An 18,282-nucleotide genomic window follows, 5' to 3' on the forward strand; every position below is an offset into this window, starting at 1 on the left:
GTGACTGAACTAGGAAATCGGCTGAAAGAAGCCAGAGAGGAAAAAGGGATGTCATTGGACGATCTTCAGGCGGCCACAAAGATCCAAAAAAGGTATTTAACGGCCCTTGAAGAAGGAAACTATGATATCATTCCGGGAAAATTTTATGTGCGGGCTTTTATCAAGCAGTACGCCGAAGCTGTCGGCCTCGACTCGGAGCTCTTGTTTGAAGAGTTTAAAAAAGATATCCCTAATTCTTACAATGATGAGGTTTCTGAGAAGCTTTCTTCAATCAAGCCGCAGAGAGAGCTGCCCAAGTCTGCCTCAAAAGCGCTTGAACTTTTGCCTACCCTGCTTGTGGCAGCCGGCGTTATCGTTGTGATCGCGATCATTTACGTCATCGTTCAGGCTGTAAACGGCGGAGGCAACCAGCAGGCTGAAGAGCCTAAGACAGAGGAATCGCAAAGCAAGTATGACGTCTCAAAAGATTCCCCGCTGACAAAGGGAAATCAACAGAACACGGATGCGCAGAAAGACAGCGCTGAAGGCGACAAAGAAAAAAAGGATCAGCAGTCTGATGAGAACGACAAGCTGACCATGAAAGCGACCGCAAGCGAAGGCTCTTCCACAACTTATGAAGTATCAGGATCCGACAAGCTGGAGCTTGAAGTAAAGGCAAACGCAAACTCATGGGTCAGGGTGCGCGACGAGAAAGGAAGCTCCCTTAAAGAAGGAATGATGAAAAAAGGAGAAACCTTTCAAAAGAATATTACCGATCAATCGCAAATTGATTTGCGGATCGGATATGCGCCGGGCGTTGAAATTAAAATCAACGGAGAAGTTCTTTCTTACAAGCTCGATCCTAAGACTGTGATGACACAAAACATAACGATTCAAAATAAAAAGGAGGAAAAGTCATCTTAATTGCACAGATGACTTTTTCTTGCGTTCATCATCATTAGGAAAACATACATATCTGGAGGAACCTTTATGTTTAATCTACCGAATAAAATCACGCTTTCTAGAATCGCATTAATTCCTGTTTTTATGGTCATCATGCTTGTGCCGTTTCAGTGGGGGGCTGTCTCCTTCGGCAGCGAGTCGATTCCGGTCACCCATTTGATCGGCGCACTGTTGTTTATTTTTGCTTCTGTCACCGATTGGGTTGACGGCTATTACGCGAGAAAGCTGAACCTTGTAACAAACTTTGGAAAATTTCTTGACCCGCTTGCAGACAAGCTGCTCGTGTCTTCCGCTTTAATTATTCTGGTGCATTACCATCTTGCTCCGGCCTGGATGGCCATTGTCATTATCAGCCGGGAATTTGCCGTAACGGGACTGCGGCTCGTCCTTGCGGGAACAGGGGAAGTCGTCGCGGCCAACATGCTTGGAAAAGTGAAAACATGGGCTCAGATCATCGCCATCTCTGCTCTTTTGCTTCACAATCTTCCATTTGAGCTTGTATCCTTCCCGTTCGGATCGCTTGCTTTATGGGTGGCTGTCTTTTTCACAGTCGTATCAGGATGGGATTATTTCGCTAAAAACTGGGATGCTTTAAAAACATCGAACTAAACGTGGGGAAGTGGAAACAATGAAGTTGGAAAGAAAAGCGGAAATTATCGCTGTCGGTTCTGAGCTTCTGCTCGGACAAATCGCTAATACAAATGCTCAGTTTATCAGCAGGCATTTGGCCGAAATCGGCATTAACGTCTTTTATCACACGGCGGTGGGAGATAACCCGGAACGCCTTAAACAAGTAATTCAGACAGCTCAGAAAAGGTCTGACTTCATCATTTTTTCGGGAGGCCTCGGACCGACGAAAGACGATTTGACAAAAGAAACGATCGCTGAAGTTGTCGGGCGCCCTCTTAAGCTCGACGATGAAGCCTTCGAATCGATTCAGGATTACTTCAGAAAAACGAACCGGGAGATGTCGCCGAACAACCGCAAACAGGCGTTGATCCTCGAAGGATCCGATGTTCTGCCGAACCGCTTCGGGATGGCTCCGGGAATGCTGCTTGAGCATGAATCGCGCTTTTATATGCTCTTGCCGGGACCTCCGAAAGAGCTGGAGCCGATGTTTGAAAACGAAGCGAAGCCGCTGATTTTGGAAAAGCTCGGCTCGAAGGAAAAGATCGTGTCAAGGGTGCTGCGGTTCTTCGGCATCGGAGAATCCCAGCTTGAAACCGATTTGGAAGATCTCATCGATGCGCAGACTAATCCGACAATCGCCCCGCTTGCGGCCGACGGGGAAGTCACGCTCAGGCTCACGGCAAAGCATGCGGATCCGAAGGAGACAAACCGCTTGTTAAAAGAAACGGAAGACCTCATCCTGGAGCGAGTCGGAGAGTTCTTTTACGGGTATGATGATACATCTCTTGCAGAAGAGCTTGCGAAAGCATGCAGGAGCAAGGGAATGACCTTGGCCGCTGCGGAAAGCTTTACAGGCGGGCTTTTTTCCACCTGGCTGACGGAAATGAGCGGCGCTTCCGAATATTTCAAAGGCGGTGCCGTCTGCTACACAAACGAATTGAAAGTTTCAGCGGCCGGCGTTGCTGAAGACACGCTGCAGCGCTACGGTGCGGTCAGCGCGCAATGCGCAAAAGAACTCGCCGCAGGCATCAGAGTCAAAACAGGAAGCGATATCGGCATCAGCTTTACTGGAGTAGCCGGGCCGAATACGCAAGAAGGCCATCCGGCAGGAAAGGTGTTTATCGGCATCTCCGTGAAGGACCAGGCTGAAGAAGCGTTCGAATTTCAGTTCGCCGGATCCAGATCTGCGGTGCGAAAGCGTTCTGCCAAATACGGCTGCCATCTGTTGCTGAAAATGATGGAAAAATAAGCGGAAACCGGATTTTCGGTATATCTTTCTTATGAAAAAAGTCATTCCATTTTAGGAGATCGATTTTTTCCTCTTAAAAAAATCGAATATGCGTTCGCTTTTTTCTTGGCAAATCCGCGCAAACAAGGTATAGTAGATATAGCGGAAGTGATAAAGGAGGAAAATAGAATGAGTGATCGTCAGGCAGCCTTAGATATGGCGCTTAAACAAATAGAAAAGCAGTTTGGTAAAGGTTCGATTATGAAACTCGGCGAACAAACTGAAACGAGAATTTCAACAGTTCCGAGCGGTTCTTTAGCGCTCGACACGGCTCTTGGAGTGGGCGGATACCCGCGCGGCCGGATTATTGAAGTATACGGGCCTGAAAGCTCCGGTAAAACGACGGTGGCGCTTCATGCGATTGCCGAAGTTCAGCAGCAGGGCGGACAGGCGGCGTTCATCGACGCCGAGCACGCGCTCGACCCCGTCTATGCACAAAAGCTGGGCGTCAACATTGATGAGCTTTTGCTGTCACAGCCTGATACGGGCGAGCAGGCGCTTGAAATCGCCGAAGCTCTTGTCAGAAGCGGAGCGGTGGATATCGTTGTCATCGACTCTGTGGCAGCGCTTGTGCCGAAAGCTGAAATCGAAGGAGATATGGGGGATTCCCACGTCGGTTTGCAGGCCAGACTGATGTCTCAAGCGCTTCGTAAGCTTTCCGGAGCGATCAATAAATCGAAGACCATCGCGATCTTTATTAACCAGATTCGTGAAAAAGTCGGCGTCATGTTTGGAAATCCTGAGACGACGCCAGGCGGAAGAGCGCTGAAATTCTACTCTTCTGTCCGCCTTGAAGTGCGCCGCGCAGAGCAGCTGAAACAAGGCAACGATGTCATGGGGAACAAGACGAAAATCAAAGTCGTGAAAAACAAAGTGGCCCCTCCATTCCGGACTGCCGAAGTGGACATTATGTACGGGGAAGGGATTTCAAAAGAAGGGGAAATCATCGATCTCGGAACAGAGCTTGACATCGTTCAGAAGAGCGGTGCATGGTACTCTTATCAGGAGGAACGTCTTGGACAAGGCCGTGAAAATGCCAAACAGTTCCTGAAAGAAAACAAGGACATCCTTTTGATGATTCAAGAACAGATCCGGGAGCACTACGGTTTGGACACTGGAGGCGTTGCTCCTGCTCAGGAAGACGAGGCCCAAGCTCAAGAAGAACTCGAATTTTAATCATGAAACATGTGAAAGGCTGCCGGCCCGATCGGCAGCCTTTTCCTTTCATCTGCGCATTCAGACGCAGCTCCTTTGTCCATCACCTTCATCCGCACCGTTTGAAAAGGCGTTTAATCCGGAAACGTTAAGACCGTAAGCTTGACAAGTATTTCCCACACAATTACAATGAAATTGTATCACTTGTTTTTCTTAACATGATTGATAAACATTTAAACTTGACAAGGGCTGTGAAGCCGCTTCACTCCCTGTGAAGGTTCTGTATGTTGAGAAGAAGTACAATGTACATGCCGACACTTACTTTTAGCAAGACAAGTTCATAGCAAGAGGAGGTGAAAGTTATGAATCCTTTAGCAATTCTCATCTCCATTTTGCTGAGCCTATTCTGTTTAGTTGTTGGCTACTATGTTCGTAAAATCATTGCCGAAGCAAAAATTTCAGGTGCGCGAAATGCAGCCGAACAAATTCTTGGAGACGCAAAGCGGGATGCTGAAGCGTTGAAAAAAGAAGCCCTTCTTGAAGCAAAGGACGAGATTCATACGCTTCGGATAGAAGCTGAACAAGAAGTTCGTGAAAGACGAAATGAGCTTCAAAAACAAGAAAACCGTTTACTTCAAAAGGAAGAGAACCTTGACCGAAAAGATGAATCATTAGATAAACGGGAAGCGATGTTGGAGAAGAAAGATCATTCTCTGAATGAACGACAACAACATATTGAAGAGATGGAAAGCAAAGTGGATGAAATGATTCGTATGCAGCAGTCAGAGTTGGAGCGTATTTCAAGTCTGACGCGAGATGAAGCGAAGCAAATCATTCTGGAACGGGTTGAAAACGAGCTTTCCCATGACATCGCGATCATGACGAAAGAAAGTGAAAATCGAGCGAAAGAAGAGGCTGATAAAAAAGCGAAAAATATTCTTTCATTGGCTTTACAGCGCTGTGCGGCAGATCATGTGGCCGAGACGACGGTTTCAGTTGTCAACCTTCCAAATGATGAGATGAAAGGCCGCATTATCGGACGTGAAGGACGTAATATCCGTACATTGGAAACATTGACGGGGATCGATCTGATCATCGACGATACGCCGGAAGCCGTTATCCTTTCAGGATTTGATCCGATCAGGCGTGAAACAGCCAGGATCGCTCTTGATAAACTCGTTCAGGATGGCCGCATTCATCCTGCCAGAATCGAAGAAATGGTTGAGAAATCCCGCCGTGAAGTGGATGATTACATCCGCGAAATGGGTGAACAGACGACGTTTGAAGTTGGAGTTCACGGTCTTCATCCCGATTTAATCAAAATCCTCGGCCGCTTGAAGTTCAGAACGAGCTACGGACAGAATGTACTGAAACATTCAATGGAAGTGGCGTTTCTGACAGGCCTGATGGCTTCAGAGCTCGGGGAAGACGTGACGCTCGCAAAAAGGGCAGGACTTCTTCATGATATCGGGAAAGCGATTGACCATGAGGTGGAAGGAAGCCACGTTGAAATCGGTGTGGAACTGGCCACCAAGTATAAAGAGCATCCAGTTGTCATCAACAGTATCGCATCTCATCACGGAGATCAGGAGCCGACTTCCATCATCGCCGTGCTCGTGGCCGCAGCCGATGCGCTGTCCGCCGCAAGACCAGGCGCAAGAAGCGAAACGCTTGAAAACTATATTCGCAGGCTTGAAAAGCTGGAAGAAATCTCTGAATCGTACGAAGGTGTTGAAAAATCATTCGCGATACAAGCGGGACGAGAGGTGCGGATCATGGTCAAACCTGACTCAATCAACGATCTTGAAGCCCATCGTTTGGCGCGTGATATTCGAAAACGAATCGAGGACGAGCTTGACTACCCTGGACACATCAAGGTAACCGTGATCAGGGAAACGAGAGCCGTTGAATACGCAAAATAAAGTGGTGCGAATGCGCCACTTTATTTTTTTGTTTCCTTGTGTAACACTATGATTAAAACCTATTTTAAAAAAGAAAGGGTCAAATTATGAGAATTTTATTTATTGGAGATGTTGTCGGTTCGCCCGGCAGAGACATGATCAAAACCTATTTGCCGAAGCTGAAGCTGAAATATAAACCGAACGCCGTCATCGTCAACGGAGAAAACGCCGCACACGGAAAAGGCATTACCGAAAAAATATACCACCAGCTCATTCAAGCGGGAGCCGACGTTCTCACAATGGGAAACCACACATGGGATAAAAGGGAAATATTTGATTTTATTGATGATGCGCCGCAGATCGTCAGACCCGCCAATTTTCCCGAAGGCACGCCTGGAAAAGGCATCACATACATAAAAACAAACGGTTCGAAGGAACTGGCTGTGATCAATTTGCAAGGCCGCACATTTCTGCCTGCGATCGATTGCCCTTTTCGAAAAGCTGATGAATTAATAGAAGAAGCGTCAAAAAGAACACCGTTCATTTTTATCGATTTTCATGCCGAAGCGACAAGCGAAAAGCAGGCGATCGGCTGGTATACGGACGGCCGCGTTTCAGCGGTTGTCGGAACGCATACGCATGTTCAGACAGCTGACAACCGCATTCTTTCGAAAGGCACGGCATATATAACAGACGTAGGGATGACAGGGCCTTACGACGGGATTCTCGGCGTCGACCGCGAGACGATTATCAAGCGATTTAAAACGAGCCTGCCCGTTCGTTTTGAGATTGCCGAAGGCCGCACAACACTGAGCGGAGTTGTCATTGACATTGACGAACAGAGCAAGAAAGCCGTTAAAATTGACCGGATATTAATTAATGATGACCACATGTTTTTTGAATGACTGAACAGAAAATCATTTTAGAAAAATATTAAAAGGAAAGCAGGAATATCCCGGTCCTATAGTGAATATAGTAAAAATGGAAGGTACCCTGCTATTTTTGAAAAGCAATTAAAAGGGGATGGCTTTGAAAATAGCAACATCTAATAATGATTGTTCTAATGAACACTCACTTATCCATTGTAAACTTAAGGGGGAGCAGGAATGGAAATATTAAAGGTTTCAGCAAAATCAAATCCAAACTCGGTCGCAGGTGCGCTCGCAGGAGTCTTGAGGGAACGAGGAGCTGCAGAAATTCAAGCAATCGGAGCCGGAGCATTAAATCAGGCTGTTAAAGCGGTAGCGATTGCACGGGGATTTGTAGCACCGAGCGGTGTCGATCTGATTTGCATTCCGGCGTTTACGGACATTCAAATTGACGGTGAAGAACGAACAGCGATTAAGCTAATCGTAGAGCCTCGCTGATAGAAAAATCACTCTTTTTCAAATGCTTCAACCTGCTTACTTTCACGTAAGCGGGTTGTTTTTGGTTTAGCCGTTTTTGAAAAATGCAGCCGGGAGAGGATGAACGTGAAAATTTTTGATGCCCATTCTGATTTGCTGCTGAAGCTCTGGAAAAATCCGAAGCTTAATGAGTACAGTGACCCGTCGCTTCAAACGCCGGTTCAGGCTCTGTTAAACGGAAAGGCGAAAGTGCAGTGTCTGGCGATTTTTCTGCCCGAAACCGTACCCGACACAATAAGGCTTGAAATGGCGCTCGTGCAGATCCGGCTGTTTCACGAAAAAATTGCAAAGTACAAGCGGATCAAACTGATCAAACATAAAGCCGATATCGACAAGCTCAAAAGCGATGAAACCGGCATCATTCTAACGATGGAAGGCTGTGAGCCGATCTCAAAAAACTTAAGGCTGTTTGACATCTTTTTTCAGCTCGGAGTCAGAAGTTTCGGCCTGACGTGGAACTGGGCCAATACGTTCGCAGACGGCGCTTTAGAAGAAAGAAACGCAGGTTTGACTTCTTACGGGGAAAGGCTGATTCGCAAGGCGAACAAAAACCGGGCATGGACCGATCTCTCCCATTTATCAGAGAAAAGCTTTTGGGGTGCGGTTGAAACGGCAGCGTATCCGATCGCCTCTCATTCGAATGCGCACAGCCTTTGCCCTCATCCGAGAAATTTAAAAGACGATCAAATCAAAGCGCTTATTGAAAAGAACGGCGTCATCGGTTTGACATTTGTCCCTGAATTCGTGAGAAACGGAAAAACGCCTGTGATCAAAGATATCCTCTCACATATTGACCATGTCTGCTCTTTGGGAGGCGAGCGGCATATCGGATTCGGATCTGATTTTGACGGCATCGACCGGGTCATTCCGGGTCTGGAAGCCCACAAAGATTACGGGAATCTGATCGAAGCTTTGCAGCGCTCATATACACCAAGTCAAGTCGACGGATTTCTCTTTCAAAATTTCTTCAGCCGCATCCCATTTTAAAAAAATATCATACATTTTTCAGAGGGTGTTCATCTGTTTTTATCAGGAGGACACAGGTGTTTACCAATATGAATTATCGTGCTACAATCCTTTTGTAAAGCGATTTTGCAAAGGGGGTCTGTTCATCTTGGACGGAAATATGAAGGCGCTTATCAAGAAGCCGGGGGAGCCAGGCGCCAGCTTCGAGCTCGTCCCGATACCGAAGATCGACAAACACGAGGTGCTGATCAAAGTCAAAGCCGCATCGATTTGCGGAACGGATGTCCATATTTATAATTGGGATGAATGGGCGAAAAGCAGGGTGAAACCGCCTTATGTGTTTGGCCACGAATTTTCCGGCGAGGTTGTACTAGTGGGGGAAAATGTGACTGCGGTACAAGAAGGGGAGTATGTTTCGGCAGAAACGCACATCGTTTGCGGAAAGTGCCTGCCGTGTTTGACCGGAAAAGAGCATGTCTGCAGAAAAACGCTGATTCTCGGTGTCGATACAGACGGCTGTTTTGCTGAATATGTCAAAGTGCCTGCCGCAAACATTTGGAAAAATCCGGACGGCATGCCTGAGGATCTCGCTTCTATTCAAGAACCGCTCGGAAACGCCGTGCATACGGTTCTGACGGGAATGACAGCTGGAGTGAAAGTCGCTGTCGTCGGCTGCGGACCGATCGGATTGATGGCCGTGGCAGTTGCAAAAGCGTCAGGCGCGTCACAAGTGATCGCCATCGATAAAAACGAATACAGGCTCGACCTTGCATTGCAAATGGGGGCAACCGATATCATCTCCGTTGAAAAAGAAGATCCGCTCAAAAATGTAAGCGCTTTAACAGGCGGTGAAGGGGCGGACTTGGTTTGCGAAATGTCAGGCCATCCGACGGCCATCCGCCAAAGTTTAAAAATGGCTGCGAACGGAGGGCGGGTGCATGTCTTAAGTCTGCCCGAGCATCCCGTATGCATCGATATGACAAATGATATCGTCTTTAAAGGATTGACGGTTCAGGGAATTACCGGCCGCAAAATGTTTGAAACGTGGAGGCAGGTCAGCGGTCTTCTCCAGTCCGGTACGATTCAAATCAAGCCTGTCATCACCCACCGTTTCCCGATGGAAGAGTTTGAAAAAGGCTTTGAACTGATGAGAAAAGGGCAATGCGGAAAAGTCGTATTGATACCGTGAAGGGAGAGATGGATATGAAAGAATTTAATTTTTTAGCTTCCGAGCTTGATACAATGAAAGAAAACGGAACTTTTCAGGAACTGCCGATCATCGAATCGCTGCAAGGATCAACTGTCAAAATGAAGGGAAAAGACATCATTCAGCTTTCATCCAATAACTATCTCGGGTTGACGTCACATCCGCGCCTCCAAAAAGCGGCCGAAGAGGCGGTAAAACGGTACGGAGCTGGAACGGGATCGGTCCGGACAATAGCCGGAACATTCACCATGCATGATGAGCTCGAAAAGAAGCTCGCTTCATTTAAAAATACTGAAGCTGCGCTCGTATTCCAGTCCGGTTTCACCGCAAATCAAGGCATTCTTTCAAGCATTCTTACCAAAGATGATATCGTCATCTCAGACGAATTAAACCATGCTTCCATCATTGACGGCATCAGACTTACCAAAGCGGGCAAAAAAGTATATCAGCATGCGGACATGGAAGATTTAGAAAAGATTTTAAAAAAATCAATGAATTACAGAATGCGGCTTATCGTTACAGACGGCGTGTTTTCGATGGACGGAGATATCGCGCCGCTTCCCGAAATCGTCCGGCTCGCTGAACAGTATGACGCATTTGTCATGGTCGACGACGCGCACGCGTCCGGCGTTCTCGGCGAGAACGGGCGCGGAACGGTTCACCATTTCGGGCTGGACGGGAAGGTTCACATTCAAGTCGGCACGCTCAGCAAGGCGATCGGTGTTTTAGGAGGCTATGCGGCCGGTTCCAAGGTGCTGATCGACTATTTAAAGCATAAAGGCAGACCGTTTCTCTTCAGTACTTCCCATCCGCCGGCCGTCACTGCGGCATGCATTGAAGCGGTCAATGTGCTGATGGAGGAACCTTCATTAATTAAAAAGCTTTGGGATAATACCTCGTACTTCAAAAAAGAGCTTGAAAAAATCGGCCTTCCGCTGATTAAGAGCGAAACGCCGATCACGCCGATTTTAATAGGTGATGAAACCGAGGCATGCCGCTTTTCAAGCACGCTTTTCGAGCTCGGTTTATTTGCCCAGGCCATTGTATTTCCGACCGTCCCGAAAGGCAAAGCGCGGATCAGAACGATCATGACCGCCCAGCATTCGAAAGAAGAACTTGATAAAGCCCTTGAAATCATTGAAACCGGCGCCAAAAAAGCGGGTCTGCTTTAAACTCATCGATTTCTTTTTAAACAAAGCAAATAACCATTGATAATCATTTTCAGTTAGTGTACAATGATAGGTTCTGGGTTGTGCTGACAACCGAGAACCTTTATACTGAAGAGTGGAGCTTTGTTTGAAAGGAGATCAAAAACATGAATGAGAAACAGCGCATTGAAAGCGGACAGGTCAATCCATCGGACAAAAAATCCGAGAAGGATTACAGCAAGTACTTCGAAGCTGTTTATGTTCCGCCTTCCTTAAAAGATGCGAAAAAACGCGGCAAAGAAGAGGTTAAATACCATAGCGATTTTAAAATTTCCGAGCAGTACAAAGGGATGGGTGAAGGACGGAAGTTCTACATCCGCACATACGGCTGCCAGATGAATGAACACGATACAGAAGTCATGGCCGGTATTTTCATGACCCTCGGCTATGAGCCGACCGATTCGACTGAAGACGCCAATGTGATTCTGTTAAACACATGCGCCATTCGCGAAAATGCGGAAAACAAAGTATTCGGTGAAATCGGCCATTTAAAAGCTTTGAAAAAAGACAATCCGGATTTGATCCTTGGCGTATGCGGATGTATGTCCCAGGAAGAATCAGTCGTCAACCGGATTTTAAAGAAACATCCGTTCGTCGATCTGATTTTCGGTACACACAATATCCACCGCTTGCCGGAACTTTTGTCAGAAGCTTATCTGTCAAAAGAAATGGTCATCGAAGTGTGGTCTAAAGAAGGCGATGTCATTGAAAACCTTCCGAAAGTCCGCACCGGCAAAATTAAAGGCTGGGTCAACATCATGTACGGCTGCGACAAGTTCTGTACGTACTGCATCGTACCGTACACAAGAGGAAAAGAACGAAGCAGACGTCCTGAAGAAATCATTCAGGAAGTGAGACGACTTGCGGCTGAAGGCTATAAAGAAATCACGCTTCTCGGACAGAACGTCAACGCTTACGGCAAAGATTTCGAGGATATGGAATACGGACTCGGACACTTGATGGATGAGCTCCGCAAAATCAATATTCCGCGAATCCGCTTCACGACAAGCCATCCGCGTGATTTTGACGATCATCTGATCGAGGTGCTCGCAAAAGGCGGGAACCTTCTGGACCACATCCACCTGCCTGTTCAGTCCGGAAGCTCGGATGTCTTGAAACTGATGGCGCGCAAATACGACCGCGAACGCTATCTCGAGCTTGTCGCCAAAATTAAAAAAGCGATGCCGAACGCGTCTTTAACAACAGACATTATCGTCGGCTTCCCGAACGAAACTGATGAGCAATTTGAAGAAACGCTTTCCTTATACAGAGAAGTTGAATTTGACAGCGCCTATACGTTCATCTACTCGCCTCGCGAAGGAACGCCAGCTGCAAAAATGAAAGACAATGTTCCGATGCGCGTGAAAAAAGAACGGCTTCAGCGATTAAATGAAGTGGTCAACGAAATTTCCGCGAAGAAAATGAAGGAATATGAGGGGCAGGTTGTCGAAGTGTTAGTAGAGGGTGAAAGTAAAAACAACCCTGATATCCTTGCCGGCTATACACGGAAAAACAAGCTTGTCAACTTCAAAGGACCAAAAGAAGCGATCGGCCAGCTTGTCAACGTGAAAATCCACCAGGCGAAAACTTGGTCGCTTGACGGAGAAATGGTAGGAGAAGCAATCGAGGTGAAATAAAGTGACGCTTTATACGAAAAAAGAGATTGTTGCAAAAGCGCGGGAGCTCGCAAAAATGATTGCCGAAACGGAAGAAGTCGACTTTTTCAAAAAAGCGGAGGCACAGATTAATGAGAATGCCAAAATAACTGGCATTATCAACCAAATCAAAGCCCTGCAAAAGCAAGCCGTCAACTTTAAACATTACGAAAAGCACGAAGCGCTTAAACAAACGGAAGCAAAGATTGACGCGCTTCAGGAAGAGCTTGACGAGATCCCGATCATTCAAGAGTTCAGAGACTCCCAAATGGAAGTCAACGACCTTCTTCAGCTCGTCGCGCATACAATATCAAACCAAGTGACAAACGAGATCATCACATCAACCGGTGGAGACCTGCTGAAAGGCGAGACCGGTTCAAGAGTAAAAAATTCATCACCGAGCTGTTCTCTATAATTTGGCGGCGCCTTTTAAAGGCGTCGTTTTTTTGAATGCAATTTCCCGCCGCGACGGCTAATTGAAAAGATTCGGTTTTCGGTCTGTCTTTTTCTTTTCTGATTTAAGTCAAGTTTATCCTTTTATCTGCATACACTTAAACAGATTCATTATATGGGATGTTATTTTGATTTCTCAAGGAACGCACATTAGACGAATGCCCAGCATAGGATAATACGAGGAAAAACAAGGAGGCATGACCGAATGTCTGAATACAGGGAAATTATTACTAAAGCGGTGGTCGCGAAAGGCCGGAAATTCACCCAGTCCACTCATACAATCTCCCCTTCGCAAAAGCCAACCAGTATTTTAGGCGGTTGGATTATCAATCATAAGTATGACGCCGAAAAAATCGGAAAAACCGTGGAAATTGAAGGGACATATGATATCAACGTCTGGTATTCATATGCGGACAACACCAAAACCGAAGTTGTGACAGAACGCGTTTCCTATGTTGATGTTATTAAGCTCCGGTATCGCGACAAAAATTACTTAGATGATGAACACGAAGTGATTGCGAAGGTGCTTCAGCAGCCGAACTGCCTTGAAGTGACCATTTCTCCGAACGGAAACAAAGTGGTTGTACAGGCGGAAAGGGAATTTTTATCAGAGGTTGTCGGCGAGACGAAGGTCGTCGTTGAGGTCAATTCTGATTGGACGGAAAGCGATGAGGAAGAAGCGTGGGAAGAAGAACTTGATGAAGAACTTGAGGACATCAATCCGGAGTTTTTGGTCGGAGATCCAGAAGAATAAAAGGAAGCTAGGGAAACACCACCCTAGTTTCTTTTTTTTAGCATGAATCTTTATGGTATAATGAGTGTTGGAATCAATAGAAACGTTTATACATAGTGAGGGATTAAATATGGCAGGCTACACGCCTATGATACAGCAATATTTAAAGATTAAGGCAGAGTATCAGGATGCCTTTTTATTTTTTCGTCTTGGAGACTTTTATGAAATGTTTTTTGAAGATGCCAAAAAGGCGTCTCAGGAACTCGAAATCACGCTGACGAGCAGAGACGGTGGATCGAGCGAAAGAATTCCGATGTGCGGGGTTCCTTATCATTCATGCTCTTCATATATCGAACAGCTCATTAAAAAAGGCTATAAAGTCGCGATCTGTGAGCAGGTGGAGGACCCTAAATCGGCCAAAGGAGTCGTCAAAAGGGAAGTCGTGCAGCTGATCACACCCGGCACCGTGATGGACGGAAAAGGAATTCATGAAAATGAAAACAACTTTATCGCCTCTGTCAGTGAATTTCAGCATACATACGGGCTCGCTTTTTCTGATTTGACGACGGGCGAGAACTTAGTGACGATTATCGAAAGGCTTGATGATGTCGTTTCCGAGATTTACTCTGTCGGAGCAAGGGAAATCGTCGTCAGCCGCAACTTTGACGAGAAAGATGTCGCGCTGCTGAAAGAGCGCTGCGGCGCCACGATCTCTTTCGAGGATGAACAAGCAGATGAATGGCCTGACATTGTGAACGGTCTGGCGTCCAAAGAGCTTGTCGATACGTTTATGAGGCTTTACGTCTACTTGAAGCGGACGCAGAAAAGAAGCCTTGACCACCTTCAAAACGTTCAGGCTTACGAGCTCGAAGAAGCGATGAAAATCGATTTGTATTCGAAACGCAATCTTGAACTGACGGAAACGATCCGTTCGAAAAACAAAAAAGGCTCGCTTCTTTGGCTTTTGGATGAAACGAAAACGGCAATGGGAGGGCGGCTGTTAAAGCAATGGATCGACAGGCCGCTGATCAGAAAGGGACAGATTGAAGAGCGCCAGGAAATCGTCGAAACGCTGATCGCCCATTTGTTTGAGCGGGAAGATTTGCGCGAACGGCTGAAGGAAGTATACGATCTCGAGCGGCTCGCCGGAAGGGTCGCTTACGGCAACGTCAATGCCCGAGATTTGATCCAGCTAAAGGAATCGCTGAAACAAGTGCCGGCCATCAAACAGCTTGTCGGCTCCCTCGACCATCCGAAAGCAAAAGCGCGCGCCGAGAAAATCGATCCGTGCGGCGATCTTTTGAATCTTTTGGAAGATGCGCTATACGAGAATCCGCCGCTTTCATTAAAAGAGGGGAACTTGATCAAAGACGGCTATCACGCGAAGCTGGATGAATACAGGGACGCAAGCAAGAACGGAAAGGACTGGATCGCAAGGCTTGAGCAGCAGGAACGCGAGTACACGGGAATCCGTTCTTTAAAAGTCGGCTTTAACAAGGTGTTCGGCTATTATATTGAAGTGACGAAAGCCAACATCCATCTGCTTGAAGAAGGCCGCTATGAACGGAAGCAGACGCTGACCAATGCAGAACGCTACATCACGCCGGAGCTGAAAGAAAAAGAAGCGCTGATTCTCGAAGCGGAAAACAATATTTGCGAGCTGGAGTATGAGCTGTTTTCCGAGCTTCGCAGCAAGGTGAAGGAATATATTCCGCGCCTGCAGCAGCTGGCAAAAATGATGAGCGAGCTTGATGTGCTCCAATGTTTTGCGACGATCAGCGAAAGCCGCCACTATGTTAAACCGGAGTTTTCCGAGGACGTCGTTCAGGTGATCGACGGACGGCATCCGGTCGTAGAAAAGGTGATGGACAGCCAGTCTTACGTTCCGAACAGCTGCGAAATGGGCAAAGGCAGACAGATGCTTTTAATCACCGGGCCGAATATGTCAGGGAAAAGCACGTATATGAGACAGATGGCGCTGATCTCCATTTTGGCGCAGATCGGCTGTTTTGTTCCTGCCAAAAAAGCGGTGCTGCCGATCTTTGATCAGATCTTTACAAGAATCGGTGCTGCGGATGATCTTATATCCGGGCAGAGCACGTTTATGGTGGAAATGCTTGAAGCCAAAAATGCGATCGTTCATGCGACGAAAAACAGCTTGATTCTATTTGACGAAATCGGCCGGGGTACGTCCACTTACGACGGAATGGCGCTTGCGCAGGCAATCATCGAGTACGTTCACGAGCACATCGGCGCGAAGACTTTATTTTCCACTCACTATCACGAGCTGACATCCCTTGAAGAAAAGCTTGCCGACTTGAAGAATGTTCACGTTCGTGCGGAAGAATACGAAGGAAAGGTCGTATTCCTTCACCAGATAAAAGAAGGTGCAGCAGATAAAAGCTACGGTATCCATGTCGCGCAGCTTGCCGAATTGCCCGACGGTTTGATCAGCAGGGCGAAAACGATCCTGAAAGAGCTTGAATCCGGCGCCAAAGAAGCGGTTCCATCAACGGCTCCGAATACGGTAAAAGAGGCGGCGGAAGAAGTCGCGGCAACTGTTGCAGATCAACCGGCCCAGCTGTCATTTTTTGAAACGGACAAGCCGAAAGAAAAAGAGACGAAGCTCTCCAAAAAAGAGCAGGCTGTTTTAGCCGAATTTAAATCGATGGATCTGCTCGATATGACGCCTATACAAGTCATGAATGAACTGTACAGGCTGCAAAAAAAATTAAAGTAATAAAGAGGTGACCCAACTTGGCAAAAATTGTTCAGCTGCCAGACGATTTATCGAATAAAATCGCGGCGGGTGAAGTAGTGGAAAGGCCTGCGTCGGTCGTCAAAGAGCTTGTCGAAAATGCAATCGATGCGAACAGCTCCGTGATTGAAATCGATGTTGAAGAAGCGGGTCTCGCCTCGATTAAAGTGCTTGACGACGGCGAAGGGATGGATGCAGAAGACTGCAGAACGGCTTTTTTGCGTCATGCCACAAGCAAAATCAAAGACGAAAACGATCTGTTTCGCGTCAGAACGCTCGGATTTCGCGGAGAAGCTTTGCCAAGTATCGCGTCTGTCTCACATCTAAGCATTAAAACGAGCACCGGAGAAGGAGCAGGCACCCATTTGACGCTTCAGGGGGGAAGAATCATTTCCGAGCAAAAAGCGTCAAGCCGCAGAGGAACCGAAATTACGGTTACCAATCTGTTTTTCAATACGCCGGCAAGGCTGAAATATATGAAAACGATCCATACGGAGCTTGGCAACATTACAGATGTGGTCAACAGAATCGCCCTTGCCCACCCGGAAGTTTCGATCAGGCTGCGTCATCAAGGGAAAACGCTTCTGCAGACAAACGGAAACGGCGATGTCCGCCACGTGCTTGCGGCGATTTACGGCACGGCGGTTGCCAAAAAAATGCTCCCGCTTGAAGCGAGATCTCTTGATTTTGAAGTGAAAGGCTATATCGCCCTTCCTGAAATTACGCGTGCATCGCGAAATTACATGTCATCTGTCGTCAACGGCAGATACATTAAAAATTTTCCGCTCGTGAAAGCGATCCACGAGGGCTACCATACGCTTCTTCCGATCGGCCGCCATCCGATCACGTTTATTGAAATCAACATGGACCCGCTGCTTGTGGATGTCAACGTGCATCCGTCAAAGCTGGAGGTCAGGCTGAGCAAAGAGACGGAGCTTCACGAACTGATTCGCGACGCCATCAAAGACGTCTTTAAACAGCAGCAGCTCATTCCAAGCGTGCAAGTTCCGAAAAAAACCGCACCTCTGATCAATAAACCGGAACAGCAAAAGCTTGTTTTCGACCAGGTACGAGAGCCGGCACCTCTATCTGATCCTGATATTGAAAGAGAATATAAGCCGGAGCCATCGTTTTCGGCGATGAAATTAAGCTCGGTAGTCAAAGACCCGCCTCCTCCCGCTCCCGCAGAGCGCGAAGAAAGCATTATGCAAGACACCGAACCTGAATGGCCTGGAGCGGAAGAGTATACGGCGGAAGCCGAACCGGCCGTACAAGCCGAACCGGAACAGGCAGGCGAAAACGCCCATGACGAAGAGACGCCAAAAGAAAGGGTACCGATCATGTATCCGATCGGCCAAATGCACGGCACCTACATTCTCGCCCAAAATGAAAACGGGCTGTACATCATCGATCAGCACGCCGCACAGGAGCGGATCAAATACGAATATTTCCGTGAAAAAGTCGGGGAAGTCGAATCGGAAGTCCAGGACCTGCTTGTGCCGCTGACATTCCATTATTCAAAAAATGAAGCGCTGACGATCGACCAGCACTTGGACGATTTAGCCAAAGTCGGCGTCTTTCTCGAATCGTTCGGCGCCGGCAGCTATATCGTCCGATGCCACCCGACTTGGTTTCCAAAAGGGGAAGAAACGACGATCATTGAAGACATCATTCAACAGGTCCTTGATGACCGCACGATCGACATCAAAAAACTGCGCGAAGAAGCCGCAATCATGATGAGCTGCAAAGGCTCCATCAAAGCCAACCATCATCTGCGGGACGACGAAATCATCGCCCTGCTCGATGAGCTGCGCAGAACATCCGACCCATTCACATGCCCGCACGGCCGGCCGATTATCATCCACTACTCGACATATGAGATGGAGAAGATGTTTAAGCGGGTCATGTAAATATCTAATCGCTCACAGCCCTTGCTACATCAACGGCTGAGAGCGATTTTCATTTTATTGGCCACATTTT

General features: G+C 47.3%; 15 protein-coding genes. All 15 read left to right on the forward strand.

Translation table 11 applies throughout. The features are described 5' to 3' along the window. The 15 genes from LQ247_RS11655 (at nucleotide 1) to mutL (ending at nucleotide 18,212) form a co-directional block, all read left to right on the forward strand. Entirely contained in the window at nucleotides 1-903 is a 903-nt protein-coding gene (locus tag LQ247_RS11655; protein ID WP_020451454.1) for a helix-turn-helix domain-containing protein, read from the forward strand. 66 nt (nucleotides 904-969) lie between these two features. Then, the gene (gene pgsA / locus LQ247_RS11660) at nucleotides 970-1,551 is read left to right on the forward strand and encodes a CDP-diacylglycerol--glycerol-3-phosphate 3-phosphatidyltransferase (protein WP_003181921.1); all 582 of its coding nucleotides are present in this window, start codon (nucleotides 970-972) and stop codon (nucleotides 1,549-1,551) included. A 19-nt stretch (nucleotides 1,552-1,570) separates the two neighbouring features. Next, nucleotides 1,571-2,821, forward strand: coding sequence for a competence/damage-inducible protein A (locus tag LQ247_RS11665; protein ID WP_020451455.1), 1,251 nt, complete (start codon nucleotides 1,571-1,573; stop codon nucleotides 2,819-2,821). Nucleotides 2,822-2,989: 168 nt separating this feature from the next. After that, nucleotides 2,990-4,036 carry a recombinase RecA gene (gene recA, locus LQ247_RS11670; protein WP_020451456.1) on the forward strand — a complete coding sequence of 349 codons (1,047 nt, stop codon included), beginning with the start codon at nucleotides 2,990-2,992 and terminating at the stop codon, nucleotides 4,034-4,036. Nucleotides 4,037-4,377: 341 nt separating this feature from the next. Continuing rightward, complete coding sequence (gene rny / locus LQ247_RS11675; RefSeq protein WP_020451457.1) at nucleotides 4,378-5,937, forward strand: ribonuclease Y; 1,560 nt, start codon at nucleotides 4,378-4,380, stop codon at nucleotides 5,935-5,937. An 86-nt stretch (nucleotides 5,938-6,023) separates the two neighbouring features. Then, nucleotides 6,024-6,821, forward strand: a complete 798-nt coding sequence (locus LQ247_RS11680) for a TIGR00282 family metallophosphoesterase (RefSeq protein WP_231006073.1) — start codon at nucleotides 6,024-6,026, stop codon at nucleotides 6,819-6,821. A 201-nt stretch (nucleotides 6,822-7,022) separates the two neighbouring features. After that, nucleotides 7,023-7,283 carry a stage V sporulation protein SpoVS gene (spoVS, locus tag LQ247_RS11685; RefSeq protein WP_003181955.1) on the forward strand — a complete coding sequence of 87 codons (261 nt, stop codon included), beginning with the start codon at nucleotides 7,023-7,025 and terminating at the stop codon, nucleotides 7,281-7,283. Between the two features lie 105 nt (nucleotides 7,284-7,388). Next, nucleotides 7,389-8,309 (forward strand): dipeptidase, encoded by a 921-nt coding sequence (locus tag LQ247_RS11690; RefSeq protein ID WP_020451459.1) that lies wholly within the window; start codon nucleotides 7,389-7,391, stop codon nucleotides 8,307-8,309. A 124-nt stretch (nucleotides 8,310-8,433) separates the two neighbouring features. Then, nucleotides 8,434-9,477, forward strand: coding sequence for an L-threonine 3-dehydrogenase (gene tdh / locus LQ247_RS11695; RefSeq protein WP_095290538.1), 1,044 nt, complete (start codon nucleotides 8,434-8,436; stop codon nucleotides 9,475-9,477). Between the two features lie 14 nt (nucleotides 9,478-9,491). Beyond that, nucleotides 9,492-10,667 (forward strand): glycine C-acetyltransferase, encoded by a 1,176-nt coding sequence (locus tag LQ247_RS11700; RefSeq protein WP_231006074.1) that lies wholly within the window; start codon nucleotides 9,492-9,494, stop codon nucleotides 10,665-10,667. Between the two features lie 143 nt (nucleotides 10,668-10,810). Next, nucleotides 10,811-12,340: a tRNA (N6-isopentenyl adenosine(37)-C2)-methylthiotransferase MiaB gene (miaB, locus tag LQ247_RS11705; protein ID WP_020451462.1), complete on the forward strand. Its 1,530-nt coding sequence runs from the start codon at nucleotides 10,811-10,813 to the stop codon at nucleotides 12,338-12,340. Nucleotide 12,341: 1 nt separating this feature from the next. After that, a complete protein-coding gene (locus LQ247_RS11710; RefSeq protein WP_020451463.1) occupies nucleotides 12,342-12,773 on the forward strand; it encodes a RicAFT regulatory complex protein RicA family protein in 432 nt (143 codons plus the stop codon). Nucleotides 12,774-13,016: 243 nt separating this feature from the next. Beyond that, nucleotides 13,017-13,565, forward strand: coding sequence for an outer spore coat protein CotE (gene cotE / locus LQ247_RS11715; protein WP_020451464.1), 549 nt, complete (start codon nucleotides 13,017-13,019; stop codon nucleotides 13,563-13,565). Between the two features lie 109 nt (nucleotides 13,566-13,674). Continuing rightward, nucleotides 13,675-16,284 carry a DNA mismatch repair protein MutS gene (gene mutS / locus LQ247_RS11720; protein WP_216904282.1) on the forward strand — a complete coding sequence of 870 codons (2,610 nt, stop codon included), beginning with the start codon at nucleotides 13,675-13,677 and terminating at the stop codon, nucleotides 16,282-16,284. Between the two features lie 17 nt (nucleotides 16,285-16,301). Beyond that, the gene (gene mutL, locus LQ247_RS11725; protein ID WP_231006075.1) at nucleotides 16,302-18,212 is read left to right on the forward strand and encodes a DNA mismatch repair endonuclease MutL; all 1,911 of its coding nucleotides are present in this window, start codon (nucleotides 16,302-16,304) and stop codon (nucleotides 18,210-18,212) included. Nucleotides 18,213-18,282 lie beyond the last annotated feature (70 nt).

The organism is Bacillus sp. BS3(2021) (assembly GCF_021043345.1).
In the GTDB taxonomy this organism is placed as follows: domain Bacteria; phylum Bacillota; class Bacilli; order Bacillales; family Bacillaceae; genus Bacillus; species Bacillus paralicheniformis.

Coding starts and splice junctions, on each gene's coding strand:
- pgsA (WP_003181921.1), top strand. CDS start 970: ATGTTTAATCTACCGAATAAAATCACGCTTTCTAGAATCGCATTAATT.
- LQ247_RS11665 (WP_020451455.1), top strand. CDS start 1,571: ATGAAGTTGGAAAGAAAAGCGGAAATTATCGCTGTCGGTTCTGAGCTT.
- recA (WP_020451456.1), top strand. CDS start 2,990: ATGAGTGATCGTCAGGCAGCCTTAGATATGGCGCTTAAACAAATAGAA.
- rny (WP_020451457.1), top strand. CDS start 4,378: ATGAATCCTTTAGCAATTCTCATCTCCATTTTGCTGAGCCTATTCTGT.
- LQ247_RS11680 (WP_231006073.1), top strand. CDS start 6,024: ATGAGAATTTTATTTATTGGAGATGTTGTCGGTTCGCCCGGCAGAGAC.
- spoVS (WP_003181955.1), top strand. CDS start 7,023: ATGGAAATATTAAAGGTTTCAGCAAAATCAAATCCAAACTCGGTCGCA.
- LQ247_RS11700 (WP_231006074.1), top strand. CDS start 9,492: ATGAAAGAATTTAATTTTTTAGCTTCCGAGCTTGATACAATGAAAGAA.
- miaB (WP_020451462.1), top strand. CDS start 10,811: ATGAATGAGAAACAGCGCATTGAAAGCGGACAGGTCAATCCATCGGAC.
- cotE (WP_020451464.1), top strand. CDS start 13,017: ATGTCTGAATACAGGGAAATTATTACTAAAGCGGTGGTCGCGAAAGGC.
- mutS (WP_216904282.1), top strand. CDS start 13,675: ATGGCAGGCTACACGCCTATGATACAGCAATATTTAAAGATTAAGGCA.